Here is an 18235-nt window from a genome sequence, read left to right as displayed (position 1 = left end):
ATATAAGGAGTACTTATCCCCTAATTACCAAATTTTTGCTGAATTTTAATTGAGATTTGCTGATCAAGTTCAGAAAGTATTCTATTTGTATCGGTATCAATTTTAATTTTTATTTTGGTCTTCCCCTTTTGTATTTCGCCTTCTTTTACAGAATCAAGAGCATCCTTTACCTGTTTTGACTTTTCTTTGATCTTGATTTTTGAAGCATTAGTCTCGGAATTGGCATATTGTTCTAAAGCATTTCTAATATCATTCATATACTCATCAATATACTGTTCTGTTTCGGACAATGCTTCCTGTTTTGCCTGTTCAAGTGAACCAGTAGTATTTTTTGTTGTTTCAGAGGCAATTGAATCGGTTTTTTGTTTTATAAAGTCAACAATGCTAAATCCCACTGCATTGGCAATAATAATTTGCATTGCAATTACCAAGACAATTGTCAGAAAAACAATTTTTTTCTTTCCTTTCATATTCCTTTTTTCCCTCCCTTAACAGAAAATTTAAGAATACTTATAATGCGTTTTTCAAATGTTTTGGTTCATAAATATCGGGTTAATGCTATTTCCAACGATATATATGATTTCTTAAAAAATATAAAGTGTCTGTGATGAAATGTGGTTTACATAATTCTCGCATAAATTAAGTGAAATGTTAACAGGTAATTATAGCCACTCCAGAGCTTGATGAGATTTCTATTGTAATTACCGGCGCAGTATAATAAAATATAGTAAGTTTAAAAAATGAAGTTTTTTTGGAGGATATATGCTGCTTATAAGAAATGGAAAAATACTCACCATGACAGGTATTGATTATGACAACGGATATGTTCTGATAGATAAGGGTAAGATAATTGAAGTGGGAGAAGGCAAGAAGAGTCTCAGGGGTAAAAAAGACCTTGAGATTATAGATGCAGAAGGCAAATATGTTTTGCCCGGATTTATTGATTCCCACTGCCATATAGGAATGTGGGAAGATGCTGTGGGGTTTGAAGGAGAAGACGGAAATGAAATGACAGACCCTGTGACACCGCATTTGCGTGCAATTGACGGTGTATATCACCTTGACAGGTGCTTTAGGGAAGCGTTGGAAAACGGAGTTACCACTGTTGTAACCGGTCCTGGCAGTGCCAATGTTATAGGAGGGCAGTTTGCTGCGTTAAAGACTTTCGGAAGGCGAATTGAAGAGATGATAATTAAGGAACCGGTTGCTATAAAGGTGGCTTTCGGTGAAAATCCCAAAACAGTATATAACGAGAGAAAACAGGCACCTTCAACCCGTATGGCGACAGCCGCCATTCTCAGGGAAAATCTTATGAAAGCTAAGGAATATATGCAGCTTTGGGATGAATATAACAAAGATAAAGAAAATGCGGACAAGCCGGAATATGATATAAAAATGGAAGCTTTGCTTAAGGTTTTAAGGAAAGAAATTCCTATAAAGGCCCATGCTCATAGGGCTGACGATATTCTAACGGCTATAAGAATTGCTAAAGAGTTCGATGTAAGAATTACAATAGAGCATTGTACTGAAGGACACCTTATTAAAGATATTTTGCTGGAGGAAGGAGTATCGGCCATTGTAGGTCCTATGCTTACCGATCGTTCAAAGGTGGAACTTCGCAATATGAGTGTTAAAGCACCGGGGATACTTTCAAAGGCAGGAGTAAAAACTGCCATAATGACAGACCATCCCTGTGTTCCTATCCAGTATCTTTCTCTTTGCGCTGCATTGGCGGTAAGGGAAGGAATGGATGAAAAGGAGGCCCTCAAAGCAATTACAATCAATGCCGCTGAGTTGACGGAGATTGACGAAAGAGTGGGCAGTATTGAAAAAGGTAAAGATGGGGATATTATAATAATGGACGGACACCCTTTGGAATTTAGGACAAGGGTTGTTACAACTATAATAAACGGACAAGTTGTTTATGAGAGGAAAGAATGATGAAGCAAATTAAAACTTATTCCCAGGATGAGACGGTGCAAGTCGGTAAGGCATTGGGCAGTATTTTGGAAAAAGGTGATGTGGTACTTTTAAGCGGAGATTTAGGTACCGGTAAAACTGCCCTTACAAAAGGTATTGCTTCTGCGTTAGGAGTAGAAGATTATATAACAAGCCCCACATTTACTATAGTAAATGAATATAGTGCAGAGGTACCTCTTTACCATTTTGATGTCTACAGAATTGCAGATCCTGACGAGATGTATGATATAGGTTTTGAGGAATATCTTTATGGTGATGGTGTGGTTGTAATTGAGTGGGCGGAATTGATAAAGGATATTCTGCCCCATGAGTTTATATGGGTTAAGATTAGAAAAAATCCTGAATTGGGTTTGGATGCAAGGGAAATAGATATAGAATTTATCGGGAAAAAATACGAGGGTTATATTAACCGATTAAAAATATAATGCGCATTAAATTGCCGAATAGATTACATGCTATGAGAGGTATTGAAGATGAAAGTACTTGCTATTGATACATCCACAGTAATCGCAGCTGTTGCGGTAATGGACGATGAAAAGCTTCTGGGAGAATACTCTATAAATAATAAAAAGACTCATTCACAAAAGCTGATGGGTATGATTAATGAAATTATGAAAAATTTAGACTTAAAGCCAGCGGACATTGATGTATTTGCAGCATCCATTGGTCCTGGATCTTTTACGGGATTGAGAATTGGAGTTACTACTGCAAAGGCTATGGCTTATGCAGCCAATAAACCAGTTGTAGGGGTACCAACGTTGGATGCACTGGCATATAATATTGTTACAAGTAAATTTGTAATTTGCCCTATTTTGGATGCGAGGAACAACCAGGTTTTTACCGCGCTTTATGAAGTAAAGGACGGCAAACTGGAGAGAACCACTGAATACATGGGGATACCGGTTTCAGAACTGGTGCAGATAATAAGGCAGAATGATAAGAAAGTGATTTTTACAGGTGATGCAGTGGATTTGCATAAGGAGTACTTTATGTCGGAACTTGGAGAAAACTGTGAGTTTGCACCTTTGGGAAGCAGGCTTCAAAGAGGTGCATCAGTGGCTGAACTCGCAATTATGATGGCAAAGGAAGGAAAATTAACAAGCAGTTTTGAATTGGTACCTTTCTATTTGAGAAAATCCCAGGCGGAAAGAGAGATGGAAAAGAAACTGTGCGGGAAAGGTGAGAATTAATGGGCATTAATAATATTGAAATTTCCCGTTTAACTCTTGAAGATATTGACGATCTTATGGTGGTTGAGAAACTGAGTTTTACAATACCATGGTCCAGAGAAGCCTTTATTGAGGAGATAACAAACAATAAATTTGCCAGATACATAGTCGCAAAAGTGAATGGAAAAGCGATAGGATATGCAGGTTTTTGGAAAGTTTTTGATGAAGGACATATTACCAATGTGGCAGTACATCCTGAATACAGAAGAATAGGTGTTGGATATATGCTGGTGAAAAGCTTAATTGATATGGCTGAAGAAGAGAGTATATCCAGAATGACTTTGGAAGTTAGAAAAAGCAATATTCCGGCTCAAAACCTATATGCGAAATTCGGTTTTCAAGTTGAAGGATTCAGGAAAGAGTATTATGCCGACAATAAAGAAGATGCAATTATTATGTGGAGAGAAAATTCATAAAAAGCTTTACTTTCCTAATTCAACAATACATTTTTGCCTTGTTCATCATATAAAGAAATTTATTATATTCGTTTATCGGTGCAAATTTTTTGCTTCTTTTATGAATGAAATCGTAGAGAACTTTTTGTAAATAGCCATATCCAAAATACTACATAAATATACAGAATAAAAGAGGATTTTCATTATTCTTAGTAGAATATAATATCAAAATTATCTTCTGTTAAACTTTTGATTTAAATTTTTATTGGCGCGTTTATTTTTTATTGTTTTTGTTCTTTTTGATCTGATTATACATAGGTCCTGATTCTTCGCAGAAAAAAACAAAGGTTCTAAAAACTGATTGGGAGTTTTTGCGATATATGGGTATAGTGTTTTTCATTCAGAAGCTCTTTTTTTTCTTCAAAACATATTGAAATTAGCCATTTCGGTTGCAACTCTTGCTGCCATAGTTTTTGAATTTCCTTAATAATAGTGCAAAGGGGGAAGCATAATGCCGCAAATAAAAAGTTTGTCTTATGAAATGCTCAGGAATGAATGTGACCCGGAGTCTTTAAAATTCAATGATACCTCAGAACTTGAAGCGTTAGAGGATATAATAGGCCAGGAAAGAGCGGTGAAAGCTCTGCAGTTTGGCTTAAAAATAAAAACCCGTGGATATAACATTTTTATGTGCGGGCCGACGGGAACAGGCAAGACCAGCTATGCTCAAAATTATGCGAAGAAAATAGCCAAAAGTGCCAAAACACCTGATGACTGGTGTTATGTATATAATTTCAACAATCCCAACCAACCTTCTGCACTTAACTTACCGGCCGGCTTGGGTAGAATTTTTAAAGAGGATATGGAGAATTTTATAAAGATTTTGCAGATGGAGATTTCAAAAGCTTTTAACAGCGAGGATTATGAGAAGGAAAAGGCTGCTATAGCAAAAGAATACCAATCTAAAAGAAATGAGCTTTTGGAAAAACTAAATGCAGATGCTGAAAAACACGGGTTCAAGGTGAAAACCACCAATGCAGGCATATACTTTCTTCCTGTTGTAGAGGGCAAAACTATATCGGAAGAGGAATATAACCAATTGGATGAAAGGCTCAAACATGAAATAAATGAAAAATCCAATATTATACAGCTTGAAACAATGGATATAATCAGAAAAATAAAAGCTATTGAAAAGGAAGCAGAAGAAAGAGTAGCCGAGTGGGAAAATAAAATTGCTTTATTTGCTGTAGGTATGCACATAAATGACCTTAAGGAGAAATATCAGGATTATAGAAGGGTTGTAGATTTTCTTGAGAATGTGCAGGAAGACATACTTAAAAATTTGGACGATTTCAGGGAAGAAGATTATACCGATGAACAACAGCAGTTATTAATTCCATGGTTTAAGGGTTCTGAAGGCTCGCCTACCGATAAATACAGAGTGAACCTTATAGTAGATAACAGCGAACTGGAAGGCGCACCGGTAATAGTTGATTATAATCCTACCTTTTTTAATTTGCTGGGTAAATTGGAGTACGAAAATGAATTTGGAACAATGACTACCGACTATACCATGATAAAGCCGGGACTTTTTCACCAGGCCAACGGCGGTTATCTCATACTTCAGGCCAAGGATGTGCTGAGCAATGTGCAAGCCTGGGAGGCATTAAAGAGAGTTTTGCGTACAAAGGAAATTACCATTGAAAACATGAAGGAGCAAATGGGATTGGTTGCTGTTTCAACACTGAAACCGGAACCTATTCCTGTTGATATAAAAGTAATTTTGGTGGGAAGTGAATACCTCTATCAGACTTTATACGAGTTTGATGAAGACTTTAAGAAACTTTTCAAGGTAAAAGTCGATTTTGATGCCGAGATGGAGAGAAACGAAGAAAATATATATAAGCTCGCAAAGTTTATAAACTCTTTCTGCAAAAGAGAAGGCACCATTCATTTTGACAGGACGGGAGTAGCTAAAGTTGTTGAATACAGTTCTAGACTGGTGGAGGATCAGACAAAACTAAGCACAAGATTTAATGACATAGTGGAGATATTGTGTGAATCGAGTGCATGGGCTGAAATTGAAGGAAGCAGCCTGGTCAGTGAACGGCATATTAAAAAAGCCATATCAGAAAAGTTATACCGGTCAAACAAATATGACCAAAAAATTCTTGAGAGCCTTAAGGATGGTACCATTATCCTGGATACCGAAGGGGAAGTTGTAGGCCAGATAAACGGTTTGACAATACTCGATACGGGAGACTATTCCTTTGGAAAACCGGCAAGAATTACGGCCAATACCTTTATGGGAGAAAGCGGCATTATAAATATTGAACGAGAAGTAGAAATGAGCGGTACATCCCATTCAAAAGGCGTACTTATATTAAGCGGATATATAGGACAAAAATTTGCTCAGGAGATACCGTTGACTCTTACAGCCAGCCTGTGTTTTGAGCAGTTGTATGGCGGTGTGGATGGTGACAGTGCTTCCAGTGCAGAACTCTATGCTGTACTGTCGAGCCTGGCAGAGGTACCTATAAAGCAATATATTGCAGTAACCGGTTCGGTAAATCAAAAGGGGGAAATTCAGCCTATTGGCGGTGCTACCCAAAAGATTGAAGGGTTTTTTGAGTTGTGTAAATTCCGGGGCCTTAATGGAAAGCATGGAGTTATAATACCTTATCAGAATATAAAAAATCTGGTTTTGAACGATGAAGTGGTAGAGGCTGTGAAAAAGAAGAAATTCCACATCTATGCAGTAAAGACGATAGATGAAGGTATTGAGATTCTTACAGGTATGAAAGCAGGGAAGAGGAGGAAAGACGGTACTTATCCCCCGGGTACAATCAACTATCTGGTATATGAAAAACTTAAGAAATATGCACAGACTGCTGCCGGTTTTTATCGGGATGACAAGAAAGGGAATAAATAATAAGTATGAAAACTTGGAAAGTGTTCTTTAAATTGAATAACGGTTGCACTTACACTCCAGGACAAAAAATCCGGGAGTGTTTTTATTACTGGGATTAAATTTGACTAAAAAGTATGCTAAAATAAAAAAATTTTTAATTTAGCAAAAATTAATATTGATTAGATTAAACAATACTGCTAAAATATATATGTGGTTTTCGGGGTATAGCGCAGCTGGTAGCGCGCTTGGTTCGGGACCAAGAGGCCTGGAGTTCGAGTCTCCATACTCCGACCAGGAATAAGGGGGGAATTTCACCCCCCTTTCAATTTTTCTTTATATGTTTTCTCTATTGCCTGATTCATAAAATTTGTATTCTTTTAGGTTATTCCTTTTACTTTAGGTTATATAATTAAATCCGATTTGATTTTCATTTTCTTATTCTAATGATATTCCTATTTAATTTATGGAACAAAGCCGAATATTTATGGGTGATGCAGAAGATGTTTGCACCAGCATGCTTGATGAAAACGGGATAAAAGAAACTGCACAACAATTTACTAAGTCGGTTTATATTAACACAAAATGCAGGGGATGGTTTTGATGCGGCAAAAAAAATAGAGAGCGTGTTTTGTAGCTCTCTTTAGGGGAGTAAAACTGTGTCAAATGATTGACACTATTTACACTTAATCATTTTAACACATATGTACATTCGATTGCAATTGAAATTTTTTGAAACATATAAAAAGGCCTTTATAGCCATTTTCAGGGGTACCGGGGTTGGGAAATAGAGGATTTTACCGAGAATGAAAACATAAAATATCTGTAATTAATAGATGGAAGTAAGTTAAAATCTTTGGAAAACAAAGCAGAAGCTAAATTACTCAACTTGACAAGAGGATATCCCATTGGTATATTTTTTAATATAAATAAAATATAAATCGTGCTTGTCGACAAAACGCTGTCATTATAACTCATTCTTCAAATCTTCTTGTTCGCTTATATTGCTTTTATATCGCGCATTTGTTCCATATGGAAGTTTTTAATCAAGTGGGGGGTTTTTATGAGTATCAAATTTCATTTGCCGGATTTTGTGAGACATTTTAGGTTAAACATATTGATATACGAAGTAATGAAAATGAGACCTGAATGGTTCTGGCCAGATATTTGTGTAGGTTCTGTATACGGGACATTCCCCACTTCATTATGGAACGGTGGACGTACTTTCAGCGGAAGTATGGATCGCAATGTAATGGTGGAGATTATGAGGCAATTCAATGCCCGGGGTATTCCGTGCCGTTACACTTTTAGCAATCCTCATATAAAAGAAGAGCATTTGGATGATGAGTTTTGCAATATGTGCCTGGAAATGGGGCATAATGGCCTAAATGAAGTTATTGTTGTTTCGCCTGTTTTGGAAGCTTATATAAGAAAAAATTATCCCAAATATAAAATTATAAGTTCAACCTGTAAACAAATTGAAGATATTGAAGGATTAAAGGAAGAATTGGTAAAAGATTACAGTCTTGTTGTTTTGGACTATAATTGGAATAATCGTTTCGAAGACCTGGCAAAAATTCCATATAAGGAGAAGTGTGAACTTCTCATCAATGCTTGTTGTATCCCGAATTGCCCTCGCAGAAAAGAACATTATGACTACATCGGCAAATACCAAATGGCTCTTACCGAGCATATGAAGACACCTAATTTGCCATTTAATTTCAAAGACTTTGAATGTGAACAGATGCAGCTTCAATTCTATGAAACAACTAAATATAGAACTCATATTAAACCGATAGATATTTATGAAAAATATGTTCCCATGGGATTTAACAATTTTAAGATTGAAGGCCGTACATCAACCGATATAAGCGTGCTGGAAAGCTATGTTTATTATATGGTTAAGCCCGAATATAAAGATCCTGCCCGTTTGGATTTACTTCTAAAGCTTACCAGTAAATATCGTTACTTTAATTAGTAAACATCGAAGGTGTATTTGGGTTTAACAATTATAAAACGGAAGTTGAAGCGGATATTACATAAAAATATTTAAAATACCTATAATGAATCCAATTACAGCTCCGAGGTATACAATAGTATTTAATTCGTTTTGCATTACCGAGAGGGTTAACTCTTCGAGGGATTCATTGCTCATATTTGAGATTTTTTCTTCAACTATTTCACTAATTTTAAAATTTTTCACAAAGTCTTCGATATTGTCGTTGACAAACTTGATATATAGTTCACCAAGTTTATTTTGTATCTTTAACATTAAATCCTCTTGATTGCCCATCAAACTATTGAGTTGTTTATCCTCAAGTGCTGCTATTTCTGCGGCAATGAAACTTTCGATTTTACTTTTTCCCTCGCTCCTGACATACTCGTTTATTCGCTCTCCAATTGGCGCGGCAAAGGATTTTATGGTTTTTTCATTAATTAAGAATGAAAGCATGGGATTGCTTATTTTTTGCTTTATAGCTTCCGTACCCTTATCGGTTAATATTTTGCCGATATCCATGTTAAGTAGTTCCTGTGCAATTCTGTCTGAAAGCTTATCAGTCAGATCATTTCTTTTTTGCAGATAAGTTTCTTCACTAAGGAATTCCAGGAACAAAGACTTGGTTGTCATATCGCCTGTAAATTTCTCGCCAATAAGCTGCATTATTCCCTTTACAAAAGTATTTTTCATTTCTTCAGAGCCAATGGAGGCCTTTATTTCATTTTCGCCAAACAACGTATTGCCCACAGTCTTTCCTACTGCTTTGGCAAGGGCGGCTTTTCTTTTCGGAATAACTCCGGGGGTGAAAGGCATTGTGAATTTGCCAAGCTTTATGGCATTTCTCGGCCTGAAAAGCATTTTGACAGCTATATAATTGGTGAAACAGCCAATAACGGCACCGATAATAGGGCCGGATAAAATTTCTATTAATTGCATACCGACTTTCCTTTCTGAAATTTAAACTGCATTATTTGAAATATTTCTCTTCAAGGTCTGTAAAACATAATTTTCAAAACTTATGTAAAAAGAATTATATCATAAAAATAACTTTAGTAAATTTATGTTGTCTGGTCAAACTCGTCTATTGATTTAATTATGTATTTCAAATAAAAATATAGTATCAAAATCATATTAAAAAGTATCAGTACTCATTTTTTCTTTTATTTTAAAAAATCATACGCTTTTTATAATGTTAGATTAAGAAATCCTCAGCGTTAAAAAAATTAGGCAAAATTATGTAAATTTCAAAATAAAATTTGGAAATCATATTGACTATTCTTGTATAATTGTATACAATAATACAAGAATACATAGTAGATGAGTGTTATATCGATAACTGCTTTTCTAGTGTGTAGTCAAATCACCAGAACAATCAAATACAATTGTTTGTTGGCTTTGCGAAGGAGGAGAGTCAGCATGGCTAAATTTAAACCTATGGATGATGACAACAATTCTTCGTTGCATGGAAAGGTTTTTAGTTATTTGCAGAACGATATCCTTAACGGAAAGTACAAAGCAGGTGACAGCCTGATTGAGACAAAACTTTCAGAAGAACTTGGAGTAAGCCGTACCCCTATTCGTGAGGCTATAAGGCAACTTGAACTGGAAGGTCTTGTACAAACTATTCCCAATAAAGGTGCTATTGTCACCGGTTTGTCAGCAAAGGATATTCAAGATATTTATACTATAAGACTTGCCATTGAAGGTATTGCAGCCCGTTGGGCGGCTGAAAACGCCACAGAAGCAGAACTTAAAGATATGAAGCATTTTTTGGAATTGGAAGAGTTTTATACTGAAAAGAATGATGTGGAACAAATTTTAAAGCTGGACACAAAGTTTCATGAAGCAATATTCAAGGCCAGCAAAAGTAAACCGCTTATGATTATGCTAAGTAATTTTCATCATTATATTCAAAGAGCTCGTATAAATTCGCTGGGTATGGCCGGCAGGGCCGAAGAAGCATTGGCTGAACACAAGGCAATTTATCAGGCAATATTGGAGAGAGATGTTAAAAAAGCTGAAGAGCTAACTATACAACATGTTAAGAAAGCAAGTATGAATTATAATATGAGGGGAAGTGAATGTTAATGACATGTGAGGGAATTTACAGCTATTATTCGGAAATTATAAAAAGGAACAACCACATTCAAAATGAAATGTTCGAAAAGTACAATGTCAAACGAGGCCTTAGAAATGCCGACGATACAGGTGTTTTAGTCGGGCTCACTGAGGTTGGGGATGTCCATGCCTATATAATGGATGAAGGAGAAAAAATACCCGTAGAGGGAAAACTGAGATATAGAGGTATTGATATTTATGATATTGTAGAAGGCTTTATAAGCGAAAACCGTCTCGGTTTTGAAGAAACATGCTATCTCCTTCTTTTTGGAGAATTGCCTAATAAACAGCAATTGGATGAGTTTTCTCAGCTCCTGGGCTCAAAAAGAACATTACCGGATTATTTTGCGGAAGATATGATTTTAAAAGCGCCAAGCAAGGATATTATGAATAAACTTGCCAGAGCTGTATTAGCTTCATATTCCTATGATGAAAATCCTGATGACACAAGTATTGAAAACACTTTGAGACAGTGTATAGAACTTATTGCAAGATTTCCTACAATGGTTGCTTACGGCTATCAGGCAAAGAGGCATTACCATGACAGGCAAAGCCTTTTCTTGCACAGCCCTAGGCCGGAGCTGAGCACTGCTGAAAATATTTTACATTTGATACGTCCCGATAGTACGTACACAAGATCGGAAGTAGAAATATTAGACCTTCTTCTTGTACTTCATGCCGAGCATGGCGGAGGAAACAATTCAACTTTTGCAACCCGTGTTGTATCCTCCAGCGGCACAGATACATATTCTGCCATTGCAGCGGCTATAGGTTCGTTAAAAGGGCCAAAGCACGGCGGTGCAAATATTAAGGTAATGCAAATGATGGAAAATATTAAAGCAAACGTTAAGAATTGGTCTGATGAGGGTGAAGTGAGTGATTATCTCGTTAAAATTTTGAAAAAAGAAGCAAATGACGGTTCCGGCCTTATATATGGTATTGGCCATGCTGTCTATACACTTTCCGACCCTCGTGCTGTCTTGCTAAAAAGAAAAGCAGAGGAATTGGCTAAAGAGACTGGAAATGAAGAGGAATACAATTTGTTTACAACCATAGAAAGATTGGCACCGGAAGTGTTTGCAAAAGTTAAAAAATCCGATAAGGTAGTAAGTGCTAATGTGGATTTCTATTCCGGTTTTGTATATAAATCGTTGGGAATACCTGTCGAGCTTTATACACCGCTTTTTGCAATTGCGAGAATTGCCGGATGGAGTGCGCACCTTCTTGAGGAACACATTAATGGAGGCAGAATTATCAGGCCTGCGTATAAAAATGTAAAAGGAAAGATACCTTACAAACCTTTGAAGGACAGATAAAAATAACAGTTTACAGAATTGATGAATTAATGAACTGAAGAATATTTATTGCAATGGCCTTTAAAATTTTATATTATTAATTTATTGTTGGTTTCTTATTGGAAAAAGAATACCTTTTAAATATGAGCAGAATAATTTTGGATAGTTTATTTCAACTATCTTATACAAGATTAACCTAATTGGAGGTCGTGAAATGAAAGGAACCATTACAGAAAAAATATTGAAACAGCATTTAGTTGAAGGCAACATGACCGTTGGTAGTGAGATTGCCATCAAAATTGATAACACATTGACTCAGGATGCTACAGGTACTATGGCATATTTGCAGTTTGAAGCCATTGGAATTGATAGAGTTAAGACAGAACTCAGTGTGAGCTTTGTTGATCATAATACTTTGCAGACTGATTTTAAAAATGCCGATGACCATAGATATCTTCAATCGGTTGCAAAACGTTATGGATTATATTTTTCAAAGCCCGGAAACGGAATTTGCCACCAGTTGTTTTTAGAGCGTTTTGCACGTCCCGGGAAAACATTAATAGGTTCTGACAGCCATACTCCCACTGCCGGAGGAATAGGATGCTTTGCAATGGGAGCCGGAGGATTGGACGTTGCTGCAGCTATGGCAGGAGCGCCCTTTAGGATTAAATTCCCTAAAGTTGTTGGGGTAAAACTTGTTGGAAAGCTCAATGACTGGGTTTCAGCCAAGGATGTTATTCTTGAGGTTTTGAGAAGAATTGATGTTAAAGGCGGAGTTGGAAAGGTTTTGGAATATTTCGGCCCCGGTGTAAAAACTCTTTCAGTACCGGATCGTGCAACCATCACCAACATGGGAACTGAAACCGGTTGTACCACAAGTATTTTCCCGAGCGATGAAATAACTAAAGCTTTTCTTGAAGCTCAGGGCCGTGGAGAACAATGGATAGAGCTTGTTCCGGACAATGATGCTGAATATGATGAAATAATGGAGATTGATTTAAGTACATTAGAGCCTATGATTGCTCTTCCTCACAGTCCCGGAAACGTTAAAAAAGTAAGAGAGGTAGCCGGAATAAAAGTAGACCAGATATCTGTCGGATCTTGTACCAACTCATCTCTAAGGGATTTGAAAGTTGTTGCTAATGCATTGAAAGGCAGAACAGTATCTGAAAATGTAAGCCTGACAATCAGCCCTGGATCCCGTCAGGTTGTTGAACATATGGTGGACAGCGGTGAATTTAACTATCTTGTACAGGCAGGAGCCAGAATTTTGGAAAATGCCTGCGGTCCATGTATCGGAATGGGATCGGCGCCATGTTCGGGAGCAGTTTCAGTGCGCACTTTTAACAGAAACTTTGAAGGAAGAAGCGGTACCAAGGATGCTCAGGTATATCTGGCAAGTCCTGAAGTTGCAGTAGCTGCTGCTATTACAGGAGAAATAACCGATCCCAGAGATTTGGGAGAATATCCTAAGATACAGATGCCGGATAAATTCTTTGTTAACGACAATATGATTTTGAATCCTTTGCCGCCTGAGGAAGCTCAGAAGGTTGAGATAATAAGAGGGCCTAACATAAAACCCCTTCCTTCCTTTGACAAGTTGCCCGATGTTCTGGAAGGAACAGCATTGATTAAAGTTGGAGACAATATTACAACTGACCATATAATGCCGGCAGGTGCAAAGATACTTCCTTTGAGAAGTAACATACCCGAGATATCCAAGCATGTATTTGAGGCAGTGGATGAAAGTTTTGCAAAGAGAGCCTTGGAAAGCAGCGGAGGATTCATTATCGGAGGAGAGAACTACGGACAGGGCTCAAGCCGTGAACATGCTGCATTAGCACCAAAATATCTTGGAGTAAAAGCGGTTATTGTAAAATCTTTTGCAAGAATCCACCTTGCAAACCTTATTAACTTCGGAATTGTTCCTTTGACATTCAAGAATCCTGAGGATTATGACAGGATCGATTTGGGAGACAAGATTGAAATTGACATAGGAGATTTAAAAGGCGATGTCAAATTAAAAAATATAACCAAGGGATTTGAAATTGAATTGACCCATACTTTATCCGAACTTGATGCCGAGATACTTAAGATAGGCGGAAAACTTCCCTGGATTAAAGAACATTTCAGCAAATAATAATGGGGGTTGGCAAAGACCAACCCCTTAAATTTTTTTGCTGTTTATACTATTTTGACTCAATATTGAAAGAGTAGTTGGCTCCAGAGTTGTTATCCCAGTTATTTGCACTGTCCTTAAACGCCAAATTAAGCTTATCCTGTGAAGTTATTGGAATTTGTGCCTCAAAGCCGTTGGAAGTTTTAGTCATTTTGATGTCTTTCTGGTCTTCCCAGCTTGGACCGTAACCTATACGCATATATACCTCGTCAGCACCTGAGTTGTAGAGTAATCCTTTATATTTGACTGTGGTTTTTTCTCCCTCGGCTACTACATTTGGCGCAATAATAACCCCGTTTTCCACATAACTGTTATACATAAGTGAACCAACCCTTTCTTTTTTATTGAGCACGCATAAATAGTATCTATAAAATTAAAAATATATATTCAAGTGCTTTTTGGAATTGCAACTAAAAAATGAATTGAAAAGGCGGGAATGCACATAGGGAATTTCAGACAAATAGCTCCTGTTGTAGTATAATTAATATAAGAAATTTTTGTAGGGATATAAAGGGTGAAAAAGATGGGGGATGTTTTTTTACTTAACTTGATTAAAGCTTTTGCTGTCATAGCCGGGATTGGTGTGATATTTGGAGTAATATGCCTTATTATCTCGTATTATGTTGATTCCAGAAATGTTAGGGAAGAGTACAGCAGCTTTAGTACGACACTGGGGAATGCACTTTTTATAATTCAGAGCATTTTCGAACCTCGGGCCAAATACCGCACCGAGCAAATAATTTGGGTAAAAAAAAGGCGAACTCCGGCGGAAAAAAAGGTATCGGGTTTGTCGGAGCTGCACTATGATAAAATATATATCAGAGGAATTAAGAGTATGAAGAATAAAAGGTATTATTTAAAACTATGATTTCATTATTTCGTGAATCTGCAGCATTTTTTCCACTATATTTCTTCTATCTTTGGTTAAAATAGGCTTAACTATTTCAAGAGTTTTTGCCAGACCATCGCTGTCAAGATGCCTGCTTGACTGAATGTTTTTTATGTGTTGCTTAAGATTTCTGTATGTATTATGATAAACTGTGCTTTTTTGAAGATTTTCACTAAAAGTGTCTCTGTGGGATTCCGGTGAATACTCTGCAATAACAGAGAGCATTTTAATAAGCAGATCCACATTGTTTATGTCCTGACGACTTTCAGAATCCCTTTGTGTCAATAAATTTCCGGCACTTCTAATTTTATATGCTGCATTAATTCCGTTGGTAATTTGTTCGAGTTTTTGGTATCTGTCCATAGCCACTCCTTTAATACAGTTCTATGTTTTTATATTATGTTAAACATAGCGGTTTTGCTACAGAAAAATTAATTGCAAATGAATTTACAGTATAAAAAGTATTATAGTAAATCATTGAAATGTTAATAATAAAAACCTATAATAAAATAGAAGGGTAATGCCTGTACAATTTATCCCGTAAAAGTTCTCATCTTAATATTTTGGACAAGAAAAGGTGTTTTATAGATTGCATACCAACCGGCAATGACTGAAATCTGAAGGAGAATAAGTGACATATTGGATTTTCGGTAATTGTCAAAAGGAGGAATAGCGTCGTGCTGTATAAGTATTTTATTGGAACAGGCGAAACTGATATTATAAGCGTTGACCAGGTATATGAGCTTTATCGAAAAGGTATGATCAGCAAGACCAGCAAATTGTATGATGTTGAAAAGAATATGTATGTTGAAGCATATGAAGTGCCTGAATTTATTGATGTGTTTCTGGAAAGATATTCAAATGAAAGTAAAGCATCAAAGCTTTTAAAATACATCATTTCAACGGTGTTTTTTTTGATGTTTATGTTGGTCGGCATGATAAATGCTTTTCTAAATTTAGGTATGGAAAAGATGAAGAACGATACTACCAATTCTTTACTCTATTTGATTGGTATATTTTTCGGAATGGGTATACTTATTACCTTAATTATTTTTATTTCTGCAAAATTTTTCAAAAGGCACAGTTCCATTATAATCATTGCTTCAAGTATTATACTGTTTGCTGTTTCAACCTTCTTTTTAATTGCTACCGTTAAAACAATAAACACAGAAAAAACGAAAAAGATGCAAATGGAAAAAGCAGCTTTGATGAAGATAATTGAATTTTATGAAGCCGTATTGACAGGGAATGCTGTTAATGAGGATGTTTCTGCTGGTGAATATGGAGATTATGCGCCGTTGGTATCGGAAACGTACAATTATGTTTTAACTCTTAACCATATGAATTCGGAAATATCCTATCTGTTCAAGGATATTCCGCTAAGTCAGATAATTATACCTGAGATGTTGAATGACATTGAACGCATAAGACAGAACAGGGAGAGTGCCAAGGTTGTAATAAATGAATTAGTTGAATCCAAAAACCAAAACAGTTCAGTACATGACACTTATGCAAACAAAATCGAAAATATTGCTGTACCCGAGAGTATAAGGGAAGAGTTTGTTGCGGCTATCAAGAAAAACTGTGAAGAGGAAAAAAAAGAAAAAGATGTATTGTACGATTTGAACATAAAGTTGTTTGAAAAGATAGACGAAATTTGTAAATATTTCGAAGATAGGGCAGGAAAGTACAATATTGAAAACAACATGATTATATTTAATGAAAAAAACGATGAAGACAATTATAAGAAGCTGGTTCAGGAATATGAGGCTTTGCTGAAACAATACAGTGAAGAAGCAAAAATTATCTTGAAAAATGACGAAAATAATATAAACTATTTAAAGGAACTTGTTGAAAAAAATTATCTGCCAATTACATAGGAAATATAAGGAGAAGATTTATGCTGCCGATATTTTTGCTTTTAATATCTAACGTTTTTATGACCTTTGCTTGGTATGGACATTTAAAATATAAAAGTACAGCATTGCCTATAGTGATAGTTGTAAGCTGGCTCATAGCATTTGTAGAGTATTGTTTTCAAGTTCCTGCAAATAGGATTGGAAGTAACTACTTTACAGCGTTTCAACTTAAGATTATACAAGAAGTTTTATCTCTTTCTGTATTTACAGTATTTTCAATTCTTTATCTTAAGGAAAGTTTACGGTGGAATTATATGATCTCATTTCTTTTCATTATCGGAGCAGTGTTTTTCGCTTTCAAGAAGTGGTAATACAAGTTTGGAGAACTTTTCGATATGCTTTCTGAATCTTTGTAAAAAAATTAACAAAAAAATTTAATTTTCTCTCTCTACATTTTAATAATTATGGTATAATGTTGACTGAAATTTTTTATGGTGTTGATGCAAAGTTTTTTGAACTTTGTGTTAGCCGCAAGACAGCAAGTAATTTTAATGAAGCTGTTTTTAATCATGCGCGATTAAAAGTGCAATGATCATATCCTTAGTATGGCAAGAGTTCAAAACAGGTTCTGTCACAAAGTGCTAAGGTATATTTAAGCAATTATATTTGTGAAGGAGGATTAGATTCATGAATTATTCACATGAAGTAGAAGGTATGATTTGTGTAAAAAAAGGACCAAATCATGGACCGGCCCCAATTCCTGAAGAAGGAAAATGGGTAAAAGCTAAAGAGATAACCGATATATCGGGGTTATCCCACGGTATCGGTTGGTGTGCTCCACAGCAGGGGTGCTGTAAACTTACTTTAAACGTTAAGAATGGTATAATTGAGGAAGCTCTCGTTGAAACTTTGGGATGTTCCGGAATGACACATTCTGCAGCTATGGCAGCTGAAATTCTTGGCGGTAAAACAATTCTTGAAGCATTGAATACTGACCTCGTTTGTGATGCTATCAACGTTGCAATGAGAGAAATATTCAAACAGTTGGTATACGGAAGAACTCAGACTGCATTTTCAGAAGGTGGTCTTCCAATAGGAGCAAGCCTTGAGGACCTTGGTAAAGGTTTACGCTCTCAGGTTGGAACAATGTTTGGAACTAAGGATAAAGGTGTAAGATACCTTGAAATGGCTGAAGGTTATGTTTTGAATATAGGCTTGGATGAAAACAATGAAGTTATAGGATACAAATTTGTTCATCTCGGAAAGATGATGGAAGCTATCAGAAAGGGTGTTGACCCTAAAGAGGCTTATGAGAAAAACATCGGTACATACGGAAGATTTTCCGAGGCAGTTAAAATAATTGATCCAAGACAAGAGTAATAAT

The 18235-nt window shown here is 36.2% G+C and carries 17 protein-coding genes and 1 tRNA gene; 14 read left to right on the top strand and 4 right to left on the bottom strand.

All coding sequences use genetic code 11. From position 1 onward, the window contains the following. Window positions 1–20 precede the first annotated feature (20 nt). Window positions 21–470: a hypothetical protein gene (locus CLOCL_RS18775; RefSeq protein ID WP_014256795.1), complete on the bottom strand. Its 450-nt coding sequence runs from the start codon at window positions 468–470 to the stop codon at window positions 21–23. A 292-nt stretch (window positions 471–762) separates the two neighbouring features. Between CLOCL_RS18775 and CLOCL_RS18770 the strand changes: the two genes are divergently transcribed. From CLOCL_RS18770 to CLOCL_RS18740, 7 genes are all read left to right on the top strand, one after another. Then, window positions 763–1941, top strand: coding sequence for an amidohydrolase (locus CLOCL_RS18770; protein WP_014256794.1), 1179 nt, complete (start codon window positions 763–765; stop codon window positions 1939–1941). Further along, complete coding sequence (tsaE, locus tag CLOCL_RS18765) at window positions 1941–2405, top strand: tRNA (adenosine(37)-N6)-threonylcarbamoyltransferase complex ATPase subunit type 1 TsaE (RefSeq protein WP_027622219.1); 465 nt, start codon at window positions 1941–1943, stop codon at window positions 2403–2405. Before CLOCL_RS18770 ends, tsaE begins: the two co-directional genes overlap by 1 nt. A gap of 48 nt (window positions 2406–2453) precedes the next feature. Then, window positions 2454–3170: a tRNA (adenosine(37)-N6)-threonylcarbamoyltransferase complex dimerization subunit type 1 TsaB gene (gene tsaB / locus CLOCL_RS18760; protein ID WP_014256792.1), complete on the top strand. Its 717-nt coding sequence runs from the start codon at window positions 2454–2456 to the stop codon at window positions 3168–3170. Next, on the top strand, window positions 3170–3625 hold the full coding sequence (gene rimI, locus CLOCL_RS18755; RefSeq protein WP_014256791.1) for a ribosomal protein S18-alanine N-acetyltransferase: 456 nt from the start codon (window positions 3170–3172) through the stop codon (window positions 3623–3625). Before tsaB ends, rimI begins: the two co-directional genes overlap by 1 nt. Before the next feature lie 490 nt (window positions 3626–4115). Next, window positions 4116–6536, top strand: coding sequence for a Lon protease family protein (locus tag CLOCL_RS18750; RefSeq protein ID WP_014256790.1), 2421 nt, complete (start codon window positions 4116–4118; stop codon window positions 6534–6536). 197 nt (window positions 6537–6733) lie between these two features. Beyond that, window positions 6734–6809 (top strand) — tRNA-Pro (locus tag CLOCL_RS18745). A 766-nt stretch (window positions 6810–7575) separates the two neighbouring features. After that, the gene (locus CLOCL_RS18740) at window positions 7576–8490 is read left to right on the top strand and encodes a hypothetical protein (RefSeq protein WP_014256789.1); all 915 of its coding nucleotides are present in this window, start codon (window positions 7576–7578) and stop codon (window positions 8488–8490) included. Window positions 8491–8547: 57 nt separating this feature from the next. On the opposite strand, the gene CLOCL_RS18735 is transcribed toward CLOCL_RS18740, so the two are convergent. After that, window positions 8548–9447 (bottom strand): DUF445 domain-containing protein, encoded by a 900-nt coding sequence (locus CLOCL_RS18735; RefSeq protein WP_014256788.1) that lies wholly within the window; start codon window positions 9445–9447, stop codon window positions 8548–8550. Window positions 9448–9927: 480 nt separating this feature from the next. On the opposite strand from CLOCL_RS18735, the gene CLOCL_RS18730 reads away from it, so the two are divergent. From CLOCL_RS18730 to CLOCL_RS18720, 3 genes are all read left to right on the top strand, one after another. Beyond that, window positions 9928–10599 (top strand): GntR family transcriptional regulator, encoded by a 672-nt coding sequence (locus tag CLOCL_RS18730; RefSeq protein WP_014256787.1) that lies wholly within the window; start codon window positions 9928–9930, stop codon window positions 10597–10599. Further along, entirely contained in the window at window positions 10599–11945 is a 1347-nt protein-coding gene (locus CLOCL_RS18725; protein ID WP_041715832.1) for a citrate/2-methylcitrate synthase, read from the top strand. Before CLOCL_RS18730 ends, CLOCL_RS18725 begins: the two co-directional genes overlap by 1 nt. A gap of 193 nt (window positions 11946–12138) precedes the next feature. Further along, complete coding sequence (locus CLOCL_RS18720; protein WP_014256785.1) at window positions 12139–14064, top strand: aconitate hydratase; 1926 nt, start codon at window positions 12139–12141, stop codon at window positions 14062–14064. 49 nt (window positions 14065–14113) lie between these two features. Here the strand turns inward: CLOCL_RS18720 and CLOCL_RS18715 are convergent, their stop codons facing one another. Next, on the bottom strand, window positions 14114–14422 hold the full coding sequence (locus CLOCL_RS18715; protein WP_014256784.1) for a carbohydrate-binding protein: 309 nt from the start codon (window positions 14420–14422) through the stop codon (window positions 14114–14116). Between the two features lie 204 nt (window positions 14423–14626). On the opposite strand from CLOCL_RS18715, the gene CLOCL_RS18710 reads away from it, so the two are divergent. Further along, window positions 14627–14971 (top strand): hypothetical protein, encoded by a 345-nt coding sequence (locus CLOCL_RS18710; RefSeq protein WP_014256783.1) that lies wholly within the window; start codon window positions 14627–14629, stop codon window positions 14969–14971. Here CLOCL_RS18710 and CLOCL_RS18705 read toward each other — a convergent pair. Next, complete coding sequence (locus CLOCL_RS18705; RefSeq protein WP_014256782.1) at window positions 14966–15355, bottom strand: hypothetical protein; 390 nt, start codon at window positions 15353–15355, stop codon at window positions 14966–14968. The two genes, CLOCL_RS18710 and CLOCL_RS18705, sit on opposite strands and share 6 nt — an antisense overlap. 314 nt (window positions 15356–15669) lie before the next feature. Between CLOCL_RS18705 and CLOCL_RS18700 the strand changes: the two genes are divergently transcribed. The 3 genes from CLOCL_RS18700 to CLOCL_RS18690 all read left to right on the top strand — a co-directional run bounded on the left by CLOCL_RS18700 (window position 15670) and on the right by CLOCL_RS18690 (window position 18231). Then, entirely contained in the window at window positions 15670–16872 is a 1203-nt protein-coding gene (locus CLOCL_RS18700) for a hypothetical protein (protein ID WP_014256781.1), read from the top strand. Window positions 16873–16892: 20 nt separating this feature from the next. Further along, window positions 16893–17222, top strand: a complete 330-nt coding sequence (locus tag CLOCL_RS18695) for a DMT family protein (RefSeq protein ID WP_014256780.1) — start codon at window positions 16893–16895, stop codon at window positions 17220–17222. Window positions 17223–17538: 316 nt separating this feature from the next. Beyond that, window positions 17539–18231 carry an iron-sulfur cluster assembly scaffold protein gene (locus tag CLOCL_RS18690; RefSeq protein ID WP_014256779.1) on the top strand — a complete coding sequence of 231 codons (693 nt, stop codon included), beginning with the start codon at window positions 17539–17541 and terminating at the stop codon, window positions 18229–18231. The last annotated feature ends 4 nt before the right edge of the window (window positions 18232–18235 follow it).

It is taken from the genome of Acetivibrio clariflavus DSM 19732 (genome assembly GCF_000237085.1).
Lineage (GTDB): Bacteria > Bacillota > Clostridia > Acetivibrionales > Acetivibrionaceae > Acetivibrio > Acetivibrio clariflavus.
This window is presented reverse-complemented; position numbering and strand designations above follow the sequence as displayed.